The sequence below is a fragment of the Desulfobulbus oralis genome, assembly GCF_002952055.1.
In the GTDB taxonomy this organism is placed as follows: domain Bacteria; phylum Desulfobacterota; class Desulfobulbia; order Desulfobulbales; family Desulfobulbaceae; genus Desulfobulbus; species Desulfobulbus oralis.
In genome coordinates this window covers 384,176-401,344 of record NZ_CP021255.1, presented here as the reverse complement: position 1 = coordinate 401,344, position 17,169 = coordinate 384,176, and the positions used below count along the sequence as shown (strand labels likewise).

At 62.0% G+C, this 17,169-nt stretch carries 16 protein-coding genes; 1 reads left to right on the top strand and 15 read right to left on the bottom strand.

Translation table 11 applies throughout. The features are described from left to right. Positions 1 to 6 precede the first annotated feature (6 nt). From CAY53_RS01605 to CAY53_RS01575, 8 genes are all read right to left on the bottom strand, one after another. Entirely contained in the window at positions 7 to 336 is a 330-nt protein-coding gene (locus CAY53_RS01605; protein ID WP_104935660.1) for an ArsR/SmtB family transcription factor, read from the bottom strand. Positions 337 to 526: 190 nt separating this feature from the next. Next, on the bottom strand, positions 527 to 1,906 hold the full coding sequence (locus CAY53_RS01600) for a TolC family protein (RefSeq protein WP_104935659.1): 1,380 nt from the start codon (positions 1,904 to 1,906) through the stop codon (positions 527 to 529). Between the two features lie 49 nt (positions 1,907 to 1,955). Further along, positions 1,956 to 3,908 carry a MacB family efflux pump subunit gene (locus tag CAY53_RS01595; protein ID WP_104935658.1) on the bottom strand — a complete coding sequence of 651 codons (1,953 nt, stop codon included), beginning with the start codon at positions 3,906 to 3,908 and terminating at the stop codon, positions 1,956 to 1,958. Continuing rightward, the gene (locus tag CAY53_RS01590; protein ID WP_104935657.1) at positions 3,908 to 5,107 is read right to left on the bottom strand and encodes an efflux RND transporter periplasmic adaptor subunit; all 1,200 of its coding nucleotides are present in this window, start codon (positions 5,105 to 5,107) and stop codon (positions 3,908 to 3,910) included. Before CAY53_RS01590 ends, CAY53_RS01595 begins: the two co-directional genes overlap by 1 nt. Before the next feature lie 722 nt (positions 5,108 to 5,829). After that, entirely contained in the window at positions 5,830 to 6,855 is a 1,026-nt protein-coding gene (locus CAY53_RS01585; RefSeq protein WP_104935656.1) for a radical SAM protein, read from the bottom strand. A 7-nt stretch (positions 6,856 to 6,862) separates the two neighbouring features. Then, entirely contained in the window at positions 6,863 to 7,063 is a 201-nt protein-coding gene (locus tag CAY53_RS12410) for a hypothetical protein (RefSeq protein ID WP_181040357.1), read from the bottom strand. Between the two features lie 94 nt (positions 7,064 to 7,157). After that, a complete protein-coding gene (locus CAY53_RS01580; protein ID WP_281261058.1) occupies positions 7,158 to 7,541 on the bottom strand; it encodes a flavin reductase family protein in 384 nt (127 codons plus the stop codon). Between the two features lie 147 nt (positions 7,542 to 7,688). After that, entirely contained in the window at positions 7,689 to 8,240 is a 552-nt protein-coding gene (locus CAY53_RS01575) for a TetR/AcrR family transcriptional regulator (RefSeq protein ID WP_219842700.1), read from the bottom strand. 298 nt (positions 8,241 to 8,538) lie between these two features. On the opposite strand from CAY53_RS01575, the gene CAY53_RS01570 reads away from it, so the two are divergent. Beyond that, positions 8,539 to 9,984 (top strand): RtcB family protein, encoded by a 1,446-nt coding sequence (locus CAY53_RS01570; RefSeq protein WP_104935655.1) that lies wholly within the window; start codon positions 8,539 to 8,541, stop codon positions 9,982 to 9,984. Positions 9,985 to 10,148: 164 nt separating this feature from the next. Here CAY53_RS01570 and lplA read toward each other — a convergent pair whose 3' ends face one another. From lplA to lpdA, 7 genes are read right to left on the bottom strand one after another with little or no spacing between them, the layout of a single operon-like run. Beyond that, positions 10,149 to 11,129 (bottom strand): lipoate--protein ligase, encoded by a 981-nt coding sequence (gene lplA, locus CAY53_RS01565; protein ID WP_104935654.1) that lies wholly within the window; start codon positions 11,127 to 11,129, stop codon positions 10,149 to 10,151. A 38-nt stretch (positions 11,130 to 11,167) separates the two neighbouring features. Continuing rightward, positions 11,168 to 11,515, bottom strand: coding sequence for a DMT family transporter (locus tag CAY53_RS01560; RefSeq protein WP_104935653.1), 348 nt, complete (start codon positions 11,513 to 11,515; stop codon positions 11,168 to 11,170). After that, entirely contained in the window at positions 11,508 to 11,846 is a 339-nt protein-coding gene (locus CAY53_RS01555; protein WP_017865962.1) for a DMT family transporter, read from the bottom strand. Before CAY53_RS01555 ends, CAY53_RS01560 begins: the two co-directional genes overlap by 8 nt. 13 nt (positions 11,847 to 11,859) lie before the next feature. Further along, entirely contained in the window at positions 11,860 to 12,792 is a 933-nt protein-coding gene (cutD, locus tag CAY53_RS01550) for a choline TMA-lyase-activating enzyme (RefSeq protein WP_104935652.1), read from the bottom strand. A gap of 54 nt (positions 12,793 to 12,846) precedes the next feature. Beyond that, on the bottom strand, positions 12,847 to 15,294 hold the full coding sequence (gene cutC / locus CAY53_RS01545; RefSeq protein ID WP_104935651.1) for a choline trimethylamine-lyase: 2,448 nt from the start codon (positions 15,292 to 15,294) through the stop codon (positions 12,847 to 12,849). Between the two features lie 30 nt (positions 15,295 to 15,324). Continuing rightward, complete coding sequence (gene gcvH / locus CAY53_RS01540) at positions 15,325 to 15,702, bottom strand: glycine cleavage system protein GcvH (RefSeq protein WP_104937387.1); 378 nt, start codon at positions 15,700 to 15,702, stop codon at positions 15,325 to 15,327. Beyond that, positions 15,686 to 17,164, bottom strand: coding sequence for a dihydrolipoyl dehydrogenase (lpdA, locus tag CAY53_RS01535; protein ID WP_104935650.1), 1,479 nt, complete (start codon positions 17,162 to 17,164; stop codon positions 15,686 to 15,688). The genes gcvH and lpdA overlap by 17 nt, the downstream gene beginning before the upstream one ends. Positions 17,165 to 17,169: the final 5 nt, after the last annotated feature.

Here is a 17,169-nt window from a genome sequence, read left to right as displayed (position 1 = left end):
TCGGGCTCAGGATGCCACCTCCTGGACCCGCAGCTCCGCCACGTAGTTGCGAACCACTTCCAGCGCCCGCATCAGCGCCTCGTGGTTCATGGTGTAAAAAACATCCCGCCCGACCTTGTGGGGCCTGAGCAGGCCGGCCCGCACCAAGGTGGTCACATGATGGGCCACCGCGGTGGGGCTCAGGGGGAGCAGCTCGACCAGCGACTTGCGGCCGATGCGTTCCCCGGGCTCGAAAAGCAGGAGGATCTTTTGCCGGGTCTCGTCGCCCAGGGCCGAATAGACGCTGGCAATGGACTGCCAGTCTTCGGGCAGGGCTTTCAGGTATTGTGTGTTCATGCCCTGTTCATAAAAGGATCGTGGCCTGCTGTCAAGGCCATATATCCACTCTTTTAGTTTATTTGTCAACTATAAATCTAGCTTTTTAAATAAAAAGCGATTCCGCTCTATCCACCCAGGCTTCTGCCAAAAGAGAAGAGAGGGCTGCCCGCCCGCAGTCTTGCTCCTGTGTCAGAATCGTTCAGGAATCTCAGCGCCTTACGAGAAATCTGCCGCCCATGGCCCGGTAGACGGTACTTTCATCGCGGAGCAGCGCGTACTTCGCCTGCAGCAGGGACTGGCGGGTGCTGTCTTCGCTGTTCAGGGCCTCGAGATAGTCTTTCAGCTCGGAGGCGCCCAGACGGTAGCGGGCCTGATAGTGGGCCGTAATGGCCTCGTCCCGCCCCAGCCGCTCCTGCAGGAGCGCCAGCTCCTTGCGGCGCTCCTCGCTGATCCGGTATGAGGCCCAGACTTCGTTCAGGGCCACGGTGACGGCATTGATGAAGTCGAGCCGGGCCAGCTCGTAGTCGTCTTTGGAGATCTGCACTTTGGCCCTGACCCGGGCCCAGTCCAGAAAGGGCAGGCTGAGGCCCAGCGTGCCGTTTAAAAAGGGCAGGGTAAAAAACTGGCTTTGGTGGCTGGCCGAAGTCCCCAGGACGCCGCCCAGGCTCAGGGCCGGATACCAGGAGGCGGAGCTGGACTGCAGATCGTAAAAGGCGGCCGCAAAGCGGGCCTCCGCAGCCTGAAGATCGGGCCGCGCCGCCAGGGCCGAAACCGGCACCTCCAGATCGACCGGCAGACCTGTTAGCTCCAGCAGCGGAGATTCGGACACCGGCGGGAGCGCCCCGGCCTGGCAGTTCAGCAGGCCGGCCAGCGTCTGGCGTGTCGTGGCTTCCTCCGCAAGCAGACTGCTCAGATTGCCCTCCGCCGCCAGGAGCGAGCGAGCGCTCTCCTGCAGCTCCACCGGCGAAACCTTGCCCTGTTCGGCCTTGGCGCGCACGAGCGCCAGCAAATCCCGGTAGCGGGCAATGCTCTTTTCCTGCACCTGACGCGCTGCCATCAGGTAACGCAGGTTGTAGTAGGCATTGACAACCGAATGGATGAGCGAGAGCCGTACGCTCTCCCGGTCGGCCAGGGTGGCCTCGTGCTCCCACTCCTGGGCCCTTGTCCTGTTGCTGAAGCGCTGCCAGAGATCCAGCTCGTACTGCAGGCCGAGGGTGCTCTGGTAGCTGTGACTGTGGCTGCCGCTCGCCAGTTCGCGCCGGGCCGACGCGCCCAGCTCGCCGGACGCGGTCGGGAACAGATCGGCCCCGGCCAACTGGGCGTTCACGAGCGCCTTGTGGATGCGCAGGGCACTCTTTGCCAGGTCTGTGTTATTTTGCAGCGCCAGCTCGATATGACGATTCAGGGCCGGGTCATGGTAGCCCTGCCACCAGTTCACATCCTCGGTAAAGCGCCGGCTCATCTCCTGACGGCTCAGGAGCGGCCGTTCCAGCTTCGCATCCGGCCTGCCCGCCGGCGCGCAGGCGTTCAGCGCCAGGAGCAGGGCGGCAGCGACCAGCAGGGCAGTGGCTTTGGCATATATGTGCATGATGAATCACTTGTTGCATGTTCTCCCCGCTCCGCCCGAGGGGCAAAGACTATTCTCTCGCCAGGGCGTCGATGGGGTTGAGCCGGGCCGCGTTGCGGGCCGGGATAAAGCCGAAAATGATGCCGATGGCCGACGAGCAGGCCAGGGCCACCACCGTGATCCCGCTGGAGTAGAGCATGGGAAAATCGTCGGAGATCATGCCCAGGCCCCAGCCGACCAGCCGGGAGAACAGGATGCCCATGACGCCGCCCACCAGGCAGAGCAGGACCGCCTCGATCAGGAACTGCTCCATGATGTTGCCCTGCCGCGCGCCCACAGCCATGCGCACGCCGATTTCCCGCGTGCGTTCGGTGACCGAGACCAGCATGATGTTCATGACCCCGATGCCGCCCACCACAAGCGAGATGACCGCAATGCCGGAAATCAGGAGCTTCAGGGTGTTGGTGGTGTTTTCCACGGTCTGGCGGATGCTGTCCGTATTGATGGTGAAGAAGTCCTGCTTCTTGTGCCGCGCGGTCAGCAGTTCGATAATCTTCTTCTCGGCCATGAGCGGGATCACATGGTCCTCTGCCCTGACCGTAATCGAGTTGATGAATCTGGCCCCGGTAATGCGCCGCATGACCGTGGTGTAGGGCGCATAGATTTCGAGGCTGTCCAGGCCCGGGCCAAAGCTGCGGTCCTGCCTTTTCAGCACGCCGATGATGGTCAGGGGCTTCTGCCGGAACATGATGACCCTGCCCACCACGTTTTCTCCGGGCTGGAACAGCCTGGAGTAGGTGTTATGGTCGATCACCGTGTAGCCGGCCGTGGCCTTGACGTCGTCCTTGGTAAAAAAGCGGCCCTGCTCTATTTCCAGCGACCTGACGTCAAAGTACTGCTCGCCCACGCCGTTCAACGTTGCGGTCACGGTGACATTGCCAAAGACCAGATCGCCGGAGTTGCTGGTATTGGGCGTAACCGCCGCGACGTAGGGCTGCCGGCCCAGAATGTCGGCGTCCGCCACGGTGAGGGTGTGGATGCGGCCCGCATGGCGGTCGCCGAAGCCCTCGCCGCGCATGATGTCGATGGTGTTGCTGCCCATCGAATTGATGTCTTCGATGATCTTCTGCTGCGAGCCGTTGCCCAGTGCCACCACGGAGACCACAGAGGCAATGCCGATGACGATGCCCAGCATGGTCAGGAGCGAGCGCATCTTGTGGGCCAGAATGGCCTGGACGGACATCCGAAAGGCCTCGCGGCACTGATCCAGCTTGTTGCTCAACAGGGAGCTCCGCCGACCGCTACGGTGGCCGGCCCCCGGGGGCACCGCCGCCTGCTCGCGGTTACGCTGGTCGGCAACAATGCGGCCGTCAAGAATCTCCACCACCCGGTTGGCGTGGGCGGCCACCCCGTGGTCGTGGGTGACAACGACAATGGTATGGCCCTGGCGGTTCAGGCCCTTCAGAATCTCCATCACATTTTCGCCGCTTTTGGAGTCCAGGGCGCCGGTGGGCTCGTCGGCCAGAATGATGCGGCCGCCGTTCATGAGCGCGCGGGCGATGCTCACCCGCTGCTGCTGACCGCCGGAAAGTTCGGCGGGCAGGTTTGCGGTCTTGTCGGCAAGGCCCAGACCTTCCAGCAATCTGGCGGCCCGTTCCAGGCGCTGCCGGCCGCCCAGGCCCGCATAGACCGCAGGCAGGGCGGTGTTTTCCGCGGCGCTGAGGCTCGGCAGCAGATTGTAGCGCTGGAAGATGAAGCCGATGAAGCGGCCGCGCAGATCGGCCAGCTGGTCGGGCAGGAGGCTCGCGGTATCGGCGCCGGCAATGCGGCAGACGCCGGAACTCTGGGTGTCCAGGCAGCCGATAATGTTCATCAGGGTCGATTTGCCGGATCCGGACTGACCGATGATGGCGACAAAGTCGCCGTCCTCCACGGCAAAGCTGATGTCCTTCAGAACATGGATCCGGTTTGCCCCCTGGCCATAGTACTTGTTGACGGCCTCGAGGGTGATGATGCTGGCCATTAATTGGGGCCTCCCGGACCGCCGGGCATTTTGGCGGCATTTCTGATTTCCTCCTGGCTCAACTGCCCCATGATCACCCGCTCGCCCTCCTTGAGGCCGCTTTTGATCTCCACCCGCACACCATCGGAGAGGCCTATCTCCACCGCACGCGCTTCCGGCTGGCCCTGGGCGCCCAGCACCTGCACGCTCCGCTGCCCGTCCCCGTTCTGCACCGCAATGATCGGCACAAGCAGGACATCTTCCGCCCTGGCCACGGTAATGGTGTTTTCCGTGGTCATGCCTATGCGGAGCAGGCCTTCCTGGTTGTCCAGCACGGCCTTGCCGTAGAAGTACACGGCTTCTGAAGCGCTGGACGAGGAAGAACCGGAGTCCGCGGAACTGGTCTTGCTGTATCGGCCGTTGGAAAGCGTGGTCATGCCGGGGTCCAGCGAGCTGATGCGCGTCTCGAAAACCTTGTCCGGGAGCGACAGGACGGTAAAGGCGATGGGCATCTTTTCCCGGATCACGCCGATATCGCCTTCCGAGATTTCGATCTTGTTTTCCATCCTGCCCAGATCGGCAATCTGCACGATGGTGGGCGCGCTCTGGTTGGAGTTCACGGTCTGGCCCTCGTCCACCACCACAGACACCACAGTGCCGTCCAGGGGCGCGACAATGCGGGTATAGCCCAGGTTCAGCTCATCGGTGTCGATGGCCAACTGGCTCTGTTTGATCAGCGACTGCACCGCCACCACTTCGGCCCTGGCAAGGGCCAGACTGTTTTCCGCATTCTCGAGGGCTTCTCTGGATGTGGCGTTTTTCCCGAACAGGGCCTTCTCCCGGTCATAACGGACCTGGGCGATGCGCAGGGCCGCCTGCTTGGAGACCAGCTCGGCCTGGCGGCTGGCCAGATTGGCCTTGTCGGAATTGTACTGGTTGAGCTGGGAGACCGAGTCGATCTCCGCCACCATATCGCCCTTTTTGACCTGCTGGCCCAGTTTGACATGGAGTTTTTTGATCTGGCCCGACACCTGCGCCCCCACGCTGACCAGGTCCACCGCGTCAATAACGCCGGTGGCGACCACCTGTTTGGTGATAGTGCCGCGTTCGACGGCTTCGCTCAGATAGGAGACTTTGCCGTCGTCTTCCCGGTGCTGCCAGTACCACCAGCCGCACCCGGCGACAAGGGCCAGGACGATAGCTACGGAAATCTTCTTCATAAATCTGTGAACAGGGATGAAAGGATACGGCAGCAGGGGCCTGAACGCACAGGCCCCAGGGCCGCAGAAAGGCAGAGTGAAACCGTACCGGAGCTGGGCGGCACAGGGGCGTAACGGCGCAGGACAGGCGCATTTCGCCTGCTGCCTGCACCCATTGCGAACCTGAGTCATGCGCCGCCCAGGCCCCGAGCCGGGCAAAGGGGCCCAGGAACTTGTCTGTAACGGGTCATCATGCGGTTCAGGCCGATCGTCGCGGCCGCCTGCCAGGAGGCTGAGCGCATAGATGCCAGCTCCGTCCGCTCGTCTTTCGGTAACGGCCTGCGAAAGCGGCTCTATGAATGCGCCGCTCCGGCGCCCCATCCTGCCCTGAACGGCGTTTTTTTTCAATCAGCTTTTTTCTCCCCAGGTGGGCGAATCCGGGGGAGGCGGTCATGGTGTACCCGCCCCTGAAAGCGCTCCGTTCACAACAGGAGCCTGCTGTCAACTGAGCCCAGGAGGGCGGCATGAAGAAGGACGGTTTGCTGGGTGCCAGATCATCACAGTGCTTCAATCGAGCGGCATGTTCTACCCATGGCAGAGCGGGTTCGGCGGGTTGGCAGCTTCAGACGTCGGGCGGATGCTTGATATTGAGCATGAAGAAGCGGCAACCGGCCAGGACCCTTGCCGCAGATTTTCAGTTTTCAACGGGCTGCTGGTTAGCCCCTTTTTGGTCGCCCGGGCCGTCAAATGGAGGCCTTTTCCTGGCGGTTCACCAGTTCTTCCACCTCTTCTGGTGTGTGTTCGCGCAGAAAACAGCGCAGGTTTTCCACAATCTCTGCCTTGTCCCTGGGCAGGCTCGCGGTGAAGTGGAGCGGGTTCAGGTAGTGCAGGCAATAGAGGAAGCTCTCCCCGGTGTAGTGCTCCACAAAGGCCAGCAGTTCCTGCACCTTCTCATATTCGGGCATTTCCGTGAGTTCGCCGCGCTCCCGCATCGCCCAGAAGGGCGCGCCGGGAAACACGGTCAGGCCCGTGGTGGAGATGATTTTGCAGCGCACCTGGTTCAGCAGTTCCGCTGTCCTGATGGCGTTGCGCTCCGCCGTGCCCTTGCCCCCGCCGCCAATAATGTACATGGGCGCCAGCGCAATTTCCGCCTCGTTCAGCTTGCGCATGGCTGCCAGTGCCTGCGCGGCGCTCTGGCCCTTGTTGATGAAGCGGAGCGTCTCGTCATCGCCGCTTTCCACGCCCAGAAAAATCTCGGACAGACCGGCGGCCCTGAGCCGCTGTAGGTCGGAGAGCGTTTTGTGCAGCACGTCCGCCACCCGGGTCTGCAGGGTGATGGCGGCGAAGTCCGGAAAATAGCGCCGTACCAGGGCGATATGCGCAAGCAGTGTTGCCGTGGGTAGCACCAGCGGATTGGCCCCGACAAACCAGATGGGCGTGTTCCGGGGATACGCATCGGCAAAATAGCGCAACTGCTCCTCCAGCTCCTCGCTCGTTACCGAAAGGAACTGGTGCTCCCTGGACATATTGCAGAAGTGGCAACGGTTCCAGGTGCAGCCCTGGGTGATGCGCAGGAGCAGGTCGTTTGCGTGGCAGGGGGCACGGTAGGCGGGCTCGGTGAAACGTTCCAGCATGATGGTTTCCTGTTGGGGTGACTTGCATATCCGGCGAGCCGCGGCCAGCGCAAGGGCCTGGCCCGTCCCGGTCAGCGGCATGGTGGCATCGTGGAGGCGCGCCGCTTTCCGGCCTTGCGGCGTGCGGATGAACACCGGGCCTTCACGACCAGCGTGTGCAGCGCCTGGCCCTTGTCGCGCCGGGTGGTGGCAAAATCCCGCTCAAACCCGGCAGGCGGCTGCCATTGATCCGCAGCATCGCTTCGCGCGCCGTTTCAGCATCCGCCCCGGCATTGTCGCCCAGACCGGCCTGGCCGGACTCGGGTTTTCCTCCTGTCCGAGACAGAGGCCGCATGGCGCACATGGCGCTCAATCCGGCCGCGCAGCGCCTGCGCGAGCATCCCCGGGGCACTTGCGGCTCTGGGCCCTGCGCTTCTTTTGCGTCGCCCAGAGCGGCATCAGGCCTCTTTTGCGGGCTTCAGCACGGCGTAGCCTTTCCAGGCGAACAGCGCTTCCTCGTTCTCGTTCGCCAGCGTCTTGTCCACGGTGCAGACGTGGAAAATATGGTCGCCCACCTCGTGGCACTCCTTGAGCGTGCAGACCATCGCCAGGCGGCTGTGGACCGGGATTTTGATGCCGCAGCCCGGCGCCTCCGCAAGCTCGATCCCGAACTTCGCGGCCTTGTCCGTGTCGCGGCCCGTGGTCATGCCGCAACCCATTGTGGCCCGTGCCAGCGCCGCTCCCGGCACGGTGATCACGACCCTGCCCGTGCGGCGCACGGTCTCGCCGGTGAACGAAGTCCTGGCCATGGCAAAGCCCAGCATTTCCGGGTTGAAGGACAGAATCGTCCATCAGGAAACCGTGGCCAGGTTGGCGCTGCCGTCCGCCTTGGTGCTGCACACCAGCGTAACCGGGTTCGGAGAAGTGAGGCTGCCTGCCCTGCTCAAATCAATCGTTTCCATGCAATGGCTCCTTTTCGGGTGAAGGTTTTACGCAATGGCCGCGCCCAGCTCGCGGGCCGCCTCCAGCTCCGGCTTGCCCGCAATCGCGTCAATATCGCAATCCGCCGCGAGCTGGCCATCCTGAACGGCCCGGCGCAGGCGCTCCGCGAACAGGTTGCAGGTGGCCAGACGCAGCTTGTGCACCTCGTCCATGACAGGCGCGGCATCGTCGCCCACGTTGCTTGCCGCCAGCACCACCATGCAGCCGCAGGGCGAGTCCGGGCCAAGCAGGATATGGGCAGCCTCGGTGAAAAAGTTGACGAGCGCCCGGAACAGGTTCGGCTCGGCCAGCAGGCGCTGTGCCGGTTCGTCCCAGTACGAATTCTCGTAGAAGTGCAGCGCCTCCAGAAACAGCCCGGCCTTGCTGCCAAAGGCGGCGTACAGGCAGGGCGCGTTGCTGCCCATCGCCTTGCACAGCTCCGCCACCGATGCGGGCGCGTAGCCGCGCTGCCAAAAGACGCGCAGGGCCGCCTTCAGGGCCTCGTTGCGGTCAAAAGCCCGGGGACGCCCCCGACCTGATGTGCTGATTGCTGGAGTCACGCTGCCATTGTAATAGGTAGTATAAAAATGGAAAGAGGCAAAGCCGCCGGGCGGCAACACTGCCCTGCAGCCATTTCTTTTCATTGACTGAAAGCCTTTGCTTTGGCATTGCCCCGGATTTATGATGGCAGGAAGACCTGAAACCGCCCGGCAAGCAGGTGAAATGGCTGCGAACGACGACACCAGAGCCAGCAGGCCCGGGCTGACCTGCAGGTGATTGCACTGTTTGCCGGCCGGCACAGCGAGGCCCAACAACCGGCAGGGGCAAGGGCCTGGGGCCTGTCATTGGAGGAAAATCATGCTGAATGCTCAGGATTTGCAGGCCTTGGGCCTGCCCAGGGACAAACGGGTTCTGCCGCTGGCGATGAAGGCGGTACATGTGGCGCTCTCTCACGGTGCGGACGAGGGGGCAATGCGGGCGGCCATCCGGCGGCTGTGCCTCGATCCGGCCGGCATGACGGCCGATCCGGTCCTGGGCGAGGTGGCGGAGGTCCTGGCGGCGCTCTGGCCCGACGGCAGGGGCGCGGCCTATACGCCCCGCGACAGCCCCGCACCCTGGCAGCAGTGGGGTCAGGTGCATGTGGAGGCAGAGGCCATCCAGCAGATGAAAAACGCCTGCGCCCTGCCGGTTGCGGTGCGCGGGGCACTCATGCCGGACGCCCACGCCGGCTACGGCCTGCCGATTGGCGGGGTGCTTGCGGTACGCAGCGCGGTCATCCCCTTTGCCGTGGGTGTGGACATTGCCTGCCGGATGCGGCTGAGCGTTTTGGATTGGCCGGTTGCCAGCCTGCAAACCCGGCGCGAGGCGCTGGTGGAGGCGCTGGAGACCGAGACCAGTTTTGGCGTGGGCGCGGGTTTTACCGGCGCAGCGCGGCGGCAGCACGCGGTCATGGACGAGGATTGGGGCATGCTCGAGCCCACGGGCGTGCAGAAAGACAAGGCCTGGAAACAGCTTGGTTCCAGCGGTGGCGGCAATCATTTTGCGGAATTTGGCGAATTGCAGCTTGGTGAGGCAGCCACCATCGGCGGCGTGCACCTGGAGCCCGGACGCTATCTGGCGCTCCTGAGCCATTCCGGCAGCCGGGGCGCGGGCGAGGCGGTGGCGACGCATTACAGCCAGCTTGCCGTGCGTCTGCATCCGTCCCTGCCGGAAAACCTGCGCCATCTGGCCTGGCTGGATTTGGCGGGCGAGCCCGGGCAGGCGTATTGGGCCGCAATGGAGCTGATGGGCCGCTATGCCTCGGCCAATCACGAGCTGATTCACCGCCACATTTTGGCGCATCTGGGCGCAGCGGAGCTGACCCACGTGGAAAACCACCACAATTTCGCCTGGAAAGAGGAACACAGCGGCGAACAGGTGATTGTGCACCGCAAGGGCGCGACACCTGCGGGTGCGGGCGTGCAGGGCGTGGTGCCCGGCTCCATGGGCACGCCCGGCTTTGTGATCCAGGGCCGGGGCAACGAGGCCGCGCTTTCCTCCTGTTCCCACGGTGCGGGCCGCCTGATGAGCCGCACTGCCGCATTCAGGTGCATCCGGCCGGAAGAGGTGGCTCGCTACCTGCGCGAGCACGGCGTGGAACTGCTCTCCGGCGGCCTGGACGAGGCCCCGCAGGCGTACAAGGACATCAATGCGGTCATGGCCGGACAGGCGGATTTGGTGGACATTCTGGCCCGCTTTGTGCCCCGCCTGGTGAAAATGGCCCCTGGCAGCGGGGCGCGGCGCTTTGGGAAAAGGCGCCGGTAGGATGTCGAAGGGGCGCATTCATGGTTCAGGCGCTTTTCCTGGCCGATACCAGGCTATGATACCAGGCTATGAAAAGACGGACCTTTCCTCTATTGGGCTCAAGCCATTGGCAGCCACGATGATCCGGAACAACATTATGACTCGTTATAGATGGCTCTTATTTTTCAGCACCCGAAAAAGTGCAGCATACTTGCTGCTTCGCTGCCAACAAAGTACTCCTCCCAAGACACTGTTTGGAGTCTTTGCCGCAGACTTTGCCTTTCATGGCGACATCCCGCGAATAAGGCCTCCAGTTCCGCAATGTCTCTCATGGAGAAAAAGTCACCGAAAATACGGCAGGAACGAATGACACCCTGTTGCACATCCAGCCGCAGACACACCGTTCCCCAAGGGAAACGGCGCTTTTGTTCCCTGGTATAGGGGGGTGATGCGCCGTAATTCCAATGCCACTGCCGGTATTTTCCAGCCGCGAGCTGCTCAGCGCCAGCCAGTTCCATGGGAGTCAGCCCCGCGGCATCGTCGTCGGTGCAGTGCCTCCGCAGTGCCTCAATCAGCATATCCAGCGTGCTCCCGGGGTGCCAGTAATCGGCGATGCCGCCAACCCGCATGCGCACCGACTGAATACCCCGGGAGTGGATTTTTTCCGGTGCCACCGTCAACACCTCGTCCAAGCGGGCGCGATCCACATTGATCAGCAAAGTGCCGTGGTGCAGGATCCTGGAACCGCAGACCAATTGACCACTGCCGGAAATTTTCTTCCCATCCACCTCAAGATCATTGCGGCCGCTGATGGCAGCCTGTACGCCCAGCTCTGCCAGGGCCACCACTATGGGTTTGAGATATTGTTGAAAATTCACCCGGGCAGTGCCATGCGAATTGGCGAGAAACGAAAAGTTCAGATTGCCCAGATCGTGGTAGACTGCCCCGCCGCCAGTGATACGCCGGACGACCGGAATATGTTCACGGGCGACAACCACGGCGTTCACCTCTTCAGCCGTGCACTGGTAGCGGCCCACAATGACAGAAGGCGCGTTCTGCCAGAGCATAAAGATCCCGGGGTGCTCTGGAGGCAGAGTAGCGAACAGCTGCTCTTCCACTGCGAGATTGTATGTTGGGTCAAGAGAAAACAGACGCAGGTATTGCATATGGTTAGTGAAGCGGCACGCCTTGCGTTATCGGTATTTCAGGAAAGGGCCATACAGATGATGCCTGTTGTCAGCAGAACGATGCCGATAAGGCTTTGCCCGGAGAGCCTCTGCCTGAATGCGACCAGACCCATGATGATTGTGCCGAAGATGCCGAACACGCACCACAGGGCATAGGCCACACCCAATGGAATAACCAGTACCACCCGCCGCATGCACATGAAAGAAAGGAAGATCATGGCAATGGACAGGCAGGTCCAGAAGGACTGGCGGAAACCCTGGCAGCGCACCAGTGCATAGATGGCGACCATGTCCGTAGCCACGGCGCCCATGAGCCAGAGAAAAGCACCCAGCATCCCGGAGCTGAAGAGCGCATGCTCACCCATCGCTGCGGGCCGTTTTGTCCAAATTGATGACGATCATGCCGACAACCACACAAAGGAGGCCGAATATCTTAAGCGGCGGCATGGCCTCGCCGAAGAGCAGAAAACTCAGGAAAGATACGCCCCCGGTTCCCAGCCCGGACCAGATGGCGTAGGCAAGCCCCATTGGAATTTTTTCCACAGCCCGGGAAACGCAGAAGTAGGAAATGACGATGCCAATGGTCGCCGATGCCTGGCTGCTCATGGGATGACTGAAGACCAGCGCCCGCATGCCCGTTGTGCCCAGGACCTCACACAGAATGCCGGCAAAGAGGAAAATCCAGTACTTTGCCATCGGATTTCGCTCCCTAGTGCCGGATGATCGCCACGTTCATGCCGGCATCGCGGAAAAGCGCCTGAATGGCCGTCAGATCCCTTTCGCTCACCACAGCGCCTGCGTCCAGCGTGTATGCCATGCCGAGCTGCACATACTTGCCCACCCCCATCCGATGATAGGGCAGGAGATCCACTCCAAGAAAATTGGGCGTTTCCTTCCAGGGCTCAAGGAAGGCGACCCGGGCCCGCATCTCGTCCATATTCGTATTGCAGCCATTGACGAGTGGCATGCGCACCCGCACCTTGCAGTCATTATTCAAAAGCCAAGACAGATTGGCCAGAATGAGGGCATTGTCGACACCGGTTAGCTTTTTGTGCTGCGCTGGTTCCATATGCTTGAGATCATACAGGAACAGGTCGACGTGGGGAGCGAGCTGCCGGACAATATCCGGGGCAGCATGGCCTGAGGTCTCCATGGCGGTATTGATGCCTTCCGCGCGACAGGCCCTGAGCAGGACCGCAGCGGCCTGCCACTGCAGCAGGGGTTCACCGCCGCCCAGGGTCAGCCCGCCGTCAGATGTTTCGTAAAAATCCCGATCCGTTAGGACGATATCCAGAATGTCGTCAAGCGTTTTCTCTTCGCCGCTCAGGGCGAGCGCCTGTTCCGGACATGCCCGCACGCAGGCGCCGCAGCCTGTGCATCCCTGGTGTGCCACGGCGTGCCGCGCTGGCGAGCCAACGGGGGCATGCAGCCCTTCCGGGCAGGCGTTCACGCACAAACCGCAATGGACGCAGCGGCTCGATCTGTAGAGCAGCTTCGTCTGGGAACTCTGCCCTTCGGGATTGGAGCACCAAAGACACTGCAGCGGGCAGCCCTGGAAAAAGACCAGTGACCGCACGCCGGGCCCGTCGTAGATGCTGTACCTCTGAATGTTGAAAATACGGGCTGTCGTTTGTGCAGGCATATGCGGATTCCTGGGCTCCCCGGAATCTCCGGGGAGCCCATTCGGATCAAGCTGTCAGAAGTGATTCAGCATTGTGCGGCTGATGATCTCGTTTTGCACATCCTCGCACAGTTCCACGAAAAAGGCGGAATAACCGGCAACGCGGACGACGAGGTCCCGGTAGTCACCGGGGCGCTTCTGCGCCTCAAGCAGGGTCTCGTTGTCGAGATAGTTGAACTGCATCTCGCCATTACCGAGGATGCTCGCTGTACGGATGAGCGAGATGAGCCCGTTCCTGCCCTCGGGCGTCTCCAGCAGACCCGCCATGAGCTTGAAGTTGTGCACCAAACCGATATTCATGTTGTCGCAGCTCATCTTGGAGACGCTCTTGATGATGGCGGTGGGACCTTTGTAATCGGCCCCTTGGGACGGACTGATGCCGTCGGAGAGGGGCAACCAGGCCTGACGGCCGTTGGCAGAAGCGCCGGTCAGTTTGCCAAAGGGCGTATTGTTGGAGATGGAAAGCGTGCCGTGGCTGAGTGTGGAGTAGAGTGTACGGATCTTGCGGTGCTCCACTTCCGTAAACTCGATGATGTCGGCGGCAATGCTGTCGGCATAGTCGTCATCATTGCCGTATTTCGGAGCTTCCAGACAATCCTTGCGCACCTTGCCGTAGCCTTCGAAGTTAGCTCTGAGCGCCGTGTTCAGTTCTTCAAGCGTATACTTCCTGTCGTCGTAGACCAGCTTCTTAATGGCAGCCATGGAATCCGTGTAGGTCGCAAGACCGCTCCAGACGACACCGGGGCCGAAGTTGTACATAGCCCCGCCGGCCGATACGTCCCGCCCCTGTTCCATGCAGCCCTCGTACATAACGGACATGAGCGGTTTGGGAGCGAGTTCCCGGTGTACACGCTGGGAAATGACCGTGGCTGTGCCGGTCAGACGGGTAATGTATCTGATCTCTTCCTTGACGGCATGTTCGAATTTTTCCCAGGTGTCAAATTTCTCCAGCGGCCCCATGTCCGGGCAGACCTGTTTGCCGTACCACAGGGGTACACCCCGGTTCAGCGCCAGCTCAATGGCGATGGGCCACTGGGTGTAGGCGGTGGATGTCCACTGATACAGGCGGCCGGACTTCTGTGGCTCGACGCAGCCCATGAGGCAGTAGTCGCGCGCGTCTTCCATGCTGGCGCCCTTGGCCAGCATCATCTTGACGTGCGTGTCGTCGAAATGCACCGCCGGAAAGCCCATGCCCGCACGAACGACGTCAACTATTTTCTCCAGGTACCTGCGGGGAGACTTGTTGTGCACGCGCGCCGCCAGAGAGGGCTGGTAGATTTTCACGTGGCGCACGGCGTCCATGAGCAGGCAGGTCAGCTCGTTGGTGGCGTCCCGGCCTTCCCTAGTCAAACCGCCCACGCACATGTTCACGAAGGGCTGGTAACCCGCGAAGAACTTTGAACTCCCCTCGGAGGTGATCCACATCATCTCGCTCATCTTGATGAGCATGCAACCCGCCAGATCAAAGGCCTCGTAAGGGGTCAGGCGGCCAGCTTCGATATCGGCCTTGTAGAAGGGATACATGTACTGGTCCACGCGGCCGATCGACATGCCGGTCTGGTTCTCTTCCACTACCAGGAGGGATTCGATGGTCCAGACGGCCTGGATGGCTTCCCTGAAGGTGGTCGGCGCGTGCGCCGGAACCCGGGCATTGACTTCGGCGATCCGCTTGAGTTCCGCCTTGCGCTTCGGGTCGCTTTCCCTGGCGGCGAGCTGTCTGGCGTGGCGGGCCAGACGGCGGGCATAGACAATCACGCCCTCGGCGGTGTCGATGACCGACTTGTAGAAATAGATTCTGTCGAGGTCTTCCGGCCGGGCGTAGTCAAGCGCGGCCAGACGCCTCTTCGCCTCCTTCTGGATGTCCAGCATGCCCTTTTTCATCAGGATGACGTCATAGCCGGGGTTGGAGTCGCCACCGCCGTTCAGGGCATGATAGGAACAGTCGGAGACAAAGGATTCGCCGGAGAGCTCCCAGACACCCGCTTCCCGGTACTGGGCCTCGCAGTATTCGTCCACCGACCTGCCTTGCCAGTAGGGGAAGATTTCTTCCCTGAGAATTTTCTTGTCTTCCTCGGCAACGAAGAAAGGATCCTGGGGCCGGTTCCCAATGGTGTCCAGCTCGTCCCGGAGCCAGCGCCACGAGATGTCGGGGGAAAAGGCCCCGGCCCGGGGAGCGCCGTTGGGTGCGCCGACAATCAGCTCATGATCCTGGATAACCAAGGGCGCAGTCTCGCAGCAGCGCCGGAAGGCCTTGGCCCTGAGCTCAATGCGAGGCAGACCGGGATTGGCCCGGGCGATCTCGGTGATGGCCCTGGCCCGATGGATGCTGATCGTGGGCCGTTGCCGCAGGTAGTTCATTTTCAGGAGCTGGTGCCTCTCGGTGGGCCCCTCCGGAATCTCCTGGGTTCTTTTCCGGGACAGGTCCTCTACACGAATCTTCTCAATCACGGTTGCCTGGTTCATGGTGGAATCCTCCCGGATTTTGACTGTTGTTTATCGGAGCTGCTCTCTGTACGCCTCGGCGTCAAAAAGGGCGCCAAGATGGGCCATATCGTCCGCCTTGATGCGTATCAGCCAGCCCTCCCCGTAGCAACTCACGTTGACCAATGTGGGGTTGTCTTCCAGGGCGGGGTTCTTTTCAAGCACCGTCCCGGCCACTGGCATGTACAGGGCGTTGACCGACTTTACGGACTCCACGCTGCCGAATTCCTCGCCGGCGGCCAAATGTCTGTCCACGGCCGTCAGATCCACAAAGGCCACCTCGCCAAGTTGGTCCTGGGCATAGTCACTGATGCCGACCAGCCAGACATCCCCATCGGGACGAATCCAGACATGCTCCCTGGTATAGCGCAGTTCAGTGGGCAGATTCAGTTCGTCGAGCGCCTTCATTGCAGTCTCCTTGGCTCTTTGCGTTGTCAGTCAGCGCGGCCAGCGTGATGCGTGCCGCTTCGTAAAACCCCTCTGCCAGCGTGGGGTGTGCATGAATGGTGTCCGCCACGTCCTGGACTGTCGCCTCCATGCGCAGGGCAAGCGCTGCCTCGGCGATTATGTCCGAGGCATGGGCGCCGGCGCAGTGTGCGCCGAGCAGGCGGCCGCTGTCGGCATCGGCCACCAGCTTGAAAAATCCGGGCAATTCGCCCATGGCCTGGGCTTTGCCCAGTTCTCTGGTCTGGAAGGTTCCACAGACCACATGCGGATATGCGGCCCGGGCCTGACTTTCGGCAAGCCCCACTTCTCCGATCTCAGGCGCAGTGAAAACCGCCGACGGAACGACATCGTAGCGCATGGGCCGGCTGCTTCCGGTCAGGTTGTCCACCACGCAGAGCCCCTCCGCGGCCGCCACATGAGCCAGCATGATGTGCGCCGGCCCCAAGACGTCGCCAATCGCATAGATGCCAGGCACAGAGGTTTCCAGCCGGTCGTTCACCGTAATCCAGCCGCGCCTGTCCACTCCAATACCGGCCGCAGCCAGGCCCAGTCCCTCTGTTGCCGGCTGGCGGCCGACTGTGACCAGCACCATATCGGCTTCAAGAGGCTCGTCCTTTACGGCATCGGGCGAAGGATCGACAGCAAAAGGCGAGAGCGTTGCCGTCGCCTGCACGTGACCTTGGCCGATGCGCACGTCCTTCAGTGTTTTCCCGGTCATCTGCCTGATCTTCTGCTTGCGCATCTCGCGCGCGAGCAGTGCGCTGATTTCCCCATCCACCGAAGGCAGGGGTAGGAGACGGTCCTGGCCTTCCACGATGCATACCTCGCTGCCGAAGGCGCGATATACTGAGGCCAGTTCGCAGCCCACCACGCCTCCTCCCACGATGAGCAGACGGGCGGGGATGCGCTCCAGTTTCAGAGCCTCGTCGCTGCTGAGCACGAACTTGTGGTCAAAGGTCAGGCCCGGCAGTTCCAGCCCGCGAGAACCGGTGGCAATGATAACGGCCTCGCCTGCCGCCCTGTGGTCCCCATCAGCGCCGTGCACGAGCACCTGCTTCGCGTCCATGACCTGTGCCGTGCCTTGGAGCCGCGTGATCCTGAAGCGGGCACAGGCCTTTTCCAGTCCGCCGTGCAATAGTTCGCGCACTTGCTCCTTGCGCCTGCGCACGGCCTCCAGATCAATGGCCGGCCTCACACAGCCTGTCACGCCGTATTCGGCCAGTCTGCGGGCCAGCATCAGAGCATCGGCGCTGGCCCGCAGGGTCTTGGTGGGAATACAGCCCCGGTTGAGGCAGGTTCCGCCCAGCGCCTGATTCTCAACGAGTGTGACCTTGCAACCCTTCTGCGCTGCGGCAAAGGCCGCAGTATATCCCCCCGGGCCGCCGCCGATGATGGTGATCCGCATGGCCT

What these genes read in the sequence shown, in the direction of transcription:
- CAY53_RS01605 (WP_104935660.1), bottom strand. Translation starts at nt 336, where the DNA reads ATGAACACACAATACCTGAAAGCCCTGCCCGAAGACTGGCAGTCCATT.
- CAY53_RS01600 (WP_104935659.1), bottom strand. Translation starts at nt 1,906, where the DNA reads ATGCACATATATGCCAAAGCCACTGCCCTGCTGGTCGCTGCCGCCCTG.
- CAY53_RS01595 (WP_104935658.1), bottom strand. Translation starts at nt 3,908, where the DNA reads ATGGCCAGCATCATCACCCTCGAGGCCGTCAACAAGTACTATGGCCAG.
- CAY53_RS01590 (WP_104935657.1), bottom strand. Translation starts at nt 5,107, where the DNA reads ATGAAGAAGATTTCCGTAGCTATCGTCCTGGCCCTTGTCGCCGGGTGC.
- CAY53_RS12410 (WP_181040357.1), bottom strand. Translation starts at nt 7,063, where the DNA reads ATGTGCGCCATGCGGCCTCTGTCTCGGACAGGAGGAAAACCCGAGTCC.
- CAY53_RS01570 (WP_104935655.1), top strand. Translation starts at nt 8,539, where the DNA reads ATGCTGAATGCTCAGGATTTGCAGGCCTTGGGCCTGCCCAGGGACAAA.
- lplA (WP_104935654.1), bottom strand. Translation starts at nt 11,129, where the DNA reads ATGCAATACCTGCGTCTGTTTTCTCTTGACCCAACATACAATCTCGCA.
- CAY53_RS01560 (WP_104935653.1), bottom strand. Translation starts at nt 11,515, where the DNA reads ATGGGTGAGCATGCGCTCTTCAGCTCCGGGATGCTGGGTGCTTTTCTC.
- CAY53_RS01555 (WP_017865962.1), bottom strand. Translation starts at nt 11,846, where the DNA reads ATGGCAAAGTACTGGATTTTCCTCTTTGCCGGCATTCTGTGTGAGGTC.
- cutD (WP_104935652.1), bottom strand. Translation starts at nt 12,792, where the DNA reads ATGCCTGCACAAACGACAGCCCGTATTTTCAACATTCAGAGGTACAGC.
- cutC (WP_104935651.1), bottom strand. Translation starts at nt 15,294, where the DNA reads ATGAACCAGGCAACCGTGATTGAGAAGATTCGTGTAGAGGACCTGTCC.
- lpdA (WP_104935650.1), bottom strand. Translation starts at nt 17,164, where the DNA reads ATGCGGATCACCATCATCGGCGGCGGCCCGGGGGGATATACTGCGGCC.